Here is a 2,858-nt window from a genome sequence, read left to right on the forward strand (position 1 = left end):
GTTTTAAACAGGATTCTATAGATGACGCTGCAGCGTTGAAAAAACATTTGATCGATAATGACTTAGATCAGGCCAGGTTACTGGTTCACCGCCTTGCAGGACGAACGGCGCAGATGGGTTCGAAGACTTTGGCAAACGCATTCCGCACCCTGGAATTAGAAATTGCCGAAAAAGGCCTAACCACCAATATTAAATCTGAAGTTTTACTACAGATCAGAAAACTGGATAGCTTAATTGCCTTTATGGAGGAAATCGACTACGCGAATGCCGGATAATTATTCTATGCCGTAACGCTCCATCTTGGCGTAAAGGGTTTTACGATCGATGTTTAAAATCTTGGCGGCTTTTGATTTGTTATGTCTCACTTTGATCAGCGTTTCAGTAATCAATGCTTTTTCATTCTGTTCGTTTACCGCTTTAAGGTCGGATGAATTACCTGGAGCTGACTGGTGATGGACAGAAATCATCATTTCATCAGGTAGTGCGCCAATCTGGGCAACATCGCCTGGGCTTAATAAAACCATACGTTTAATCACATTGCTAAGCTCGCGCAAATTTCCTGGCCAATCGTAACTAAGCAAAAGTGTTTTTGCCTCATTAGAAACACTTTTCACATTCCGTTCTAAATCACGGTTCGATAGCTGTATAAAGTGGTTGATAAACAGTTCTAAATCTCCACCTCTATCTCTCAATGGCGGAAGCTGGATTTTGAACTCATTTAAACGATGATATAAATCTTCTCTAAACTCACCCTGTTGCATGCTATTAGACAGATCATCGTTGGTAGCGGTAATGATGCGAACATTAACAGGGATTTGTTTGGTACTGCCCAAAGGCTGGATTACCCTTTCTTGTAAGGCCCTAAGTAATTTAATCTGCACTTCGTAACTTAGGTTACCCACTTCATCTAAAAATAATGTTCCGCCATTTGCAGCCTCAAACTGGCCTTTTTTGTCATTTAAAGCGCCTGTAAAAGCACCTTTTACATGGCCGAATAATTCGCTGGCAGCTAAATCTTTCGATAATGCACCGCAATCTATTGCTACGAAAGGTTTATCGGCACGCTTGCTCTGCTGGTGCAGGGTTCTGGCGGCAAATTCTTTTCCCGTACCGCTTTCACCCTGTATAATTACCGACATGTCGGTTGGGGCTACCAAACTGATGTGTTCATACAGTTTATCTGCAACGGCACTTTTCCCTTTTATAAAATCACTGTTTGTTTCTTTTGGTTCAACACTTTTTAAATCCTTTTTAGCTAAAGAATTTTTGATCACCATGAGTAACTCATCTGGATTAACCGGCTTGGTAATATAATCAAAAGCACCCAATTGGATAGATCTGACCGCAGTCCGAACATCATTAAAACTYGTCATGATGATTGCAGGTATGGATAGACCCAGATCACGGATGTGGCTAAGCACTTCAAGACCTGTCCCATCCGGAAGACGGTAATCGATTAAAAGTAAGTCGAATTCATTGTTTTCAACTTGCTTAAATGATTGCTTTACTTGGGTTACAAGGGTAATCTCATGACCGTTTTTTGTTAAAAAACCTTCAAGTAATTGAGCAAATGTAGTATCGTCTTCTAAGATCAGGATTCTCGCCATGTAACAAAAATAAGAAAAGCCGGACATAATCCGGCTTTCTTATAATAGGTAGATGTAATTATTTGGGTTTTATTGTACTGGCTTACCGTCTTTATCAATTTTAACCGAACCAGTTTCTGCTTCTTTTTTAACATTGATTAAGTAGTACTCCTTTGTTCCTTCTTTAACAGACCAAGCTTCAGTAGCAGTCCATCCTTTATAAGCATCAGATTTTAACGCTGTTGTAACTGGAGCAGGAAGTTCTTCCAATTTAACTGGAGTTTTAACTGCACTATCTTGAACTGCAACAATTGCAGCATTTTTGATTGTATTTACTTCACTTGCCTGAACTGCTGAGAATCCTGCAAAAGCTAAGAACGCAGCTGATAAAATTAATTTTTTCATCTGTTTAAAATTTTGTTTTATTTGTGATGAAACTGCCATGATTTTTCACTAGTGTTTTATTTCCCTTTTTTTGAGTTCAAGAACTCGCAAGCTCGGTTTAATCAATTACTTTGTGATTCTGAAAATCATGACGGTTTCGTAGTATGTATTTTTAGGTATGCGCAGCCCGAAGGCTACGCTTATGTTGATTATGCCTGTGTGGCGTATTTATTGAGATTATTGTACTGGCTTACCGTCTTTGTCGATTTTAACTGAACCAGTTTCTGCTTCTTTTTTAACATTAATTAAAAAATATTCTTTTGTACCTTCTTTAACAGAGAAAGCTTCAGTAGCAGTCCAGCCTTTGTATGCATCCGATTTTAATGCGGTAGTTACTGGTGCAGGAAGTTCTTCTAATTTAACTGGAGTTTTTACGGCACTATCTTGAACTGCAACAATTGCAGCGTTTTTAATTGTATTAACTTCACTTGCTTGAACTGCTGTGAATCCTGCGAATGCTAAAGTAGCGGCTAAAATGATCTTTTTCATGATATTATGTTTAAAATATGATTTGTAACTCGTGTTACGTTAAATACTCGTTAATTATGGAGCGCTAACCGGCCTTATTTATTGAACTGGTTTACCGTCTTTGTCAATTTTAACAGAATTGGTTTCTGCTTCTTTTTTAACGTTGATTAAGTAATACTCTTTTGCTCCTTCTTTCACCGACCAAGCTTCAGTAGCGGTCCATCCTTTGTAAGCATCAGATTTTAATGCTGTTGTTACTGGCTCAGGAAGTTCTTCCAATTTAACAGGAGTTTTTACTGCGCTATCTTGAACTGCAACAATTGCAGTAGTTTTAAAATCTTTTACCTCACTTGCCTGTAC

The 2,858-nt window shown here is 38.4% G+C and carries 5 protein-coding genes; 1 reads left to right on the plus strand and 4 read right to left on the minus strand.

From position 1 onward, the window contains the following. Nucleotides 1-275: Hpt domain-containing protein (locus tag AC1DPQ_RS23490; protein WP_477611048.1), on the plus strand; the 275-nt coding region annotated here is incomplete at its 5' end. On the opposite strand, the gene AC1DPQ_RS23495 is transcribed toward AC1DPQ_RS23490, so the two are convergent. The 4 genes from AC1DPQ_RS23495 to AC1DPQ_RS23510 all read right to left on the minus strand — a co-directional run. Then, nucleotides 276-1,607: a sigma-54-dependent transcriptional regulator gene (locus tag AC1DPQ_RS23495; protein ID WP_215124868.1), complete on the minus strand. Its 1,332-nt coding sequence runs from the start codon at nt 1,605-1,607 to the stop codon at nt 276-278. Nucleotides 1,608-1,676: 69 nt separating this feature from the next. Beyond that, nucleotides 1,677-2,030: a hypothetical protein gene (locus tag AC1DPQ_RS23500; RefSeq protein ID WP_477582089.1), complete on the minus strand. Its 354-nt coding sequence runs from the start codon at nt 2,028-2,030 to the stop codon at nt 1,677-1,679. A 177-nt stretch (nt 2,031-2,207) separates the two neighbouring features. Beyond that, nucleotides 2,208-2,519: a hypothetical protein gene (locus AC1DPQ_RS23505; RefSeq protein WP_029280049.1), complete on the minus strand. Its 312-nt coding sequence runs from the start codon at nt 2,517-2,519 to the stop codon at nt 2,208-2,210. A gap of 78 nt (nt 2,520-2,597) precedes the next feature. Further along, nucleotides 2,598-2,858: hypothetical protein (locus AC1DPQ_RS23510; protein WP_477611049.1), on the minus strand; the 261-nt coding region annotated here is incomplete at its 5' end.

Source organism: Pedobacter sp. 01T416_2, from assembly GCF_056398925.1.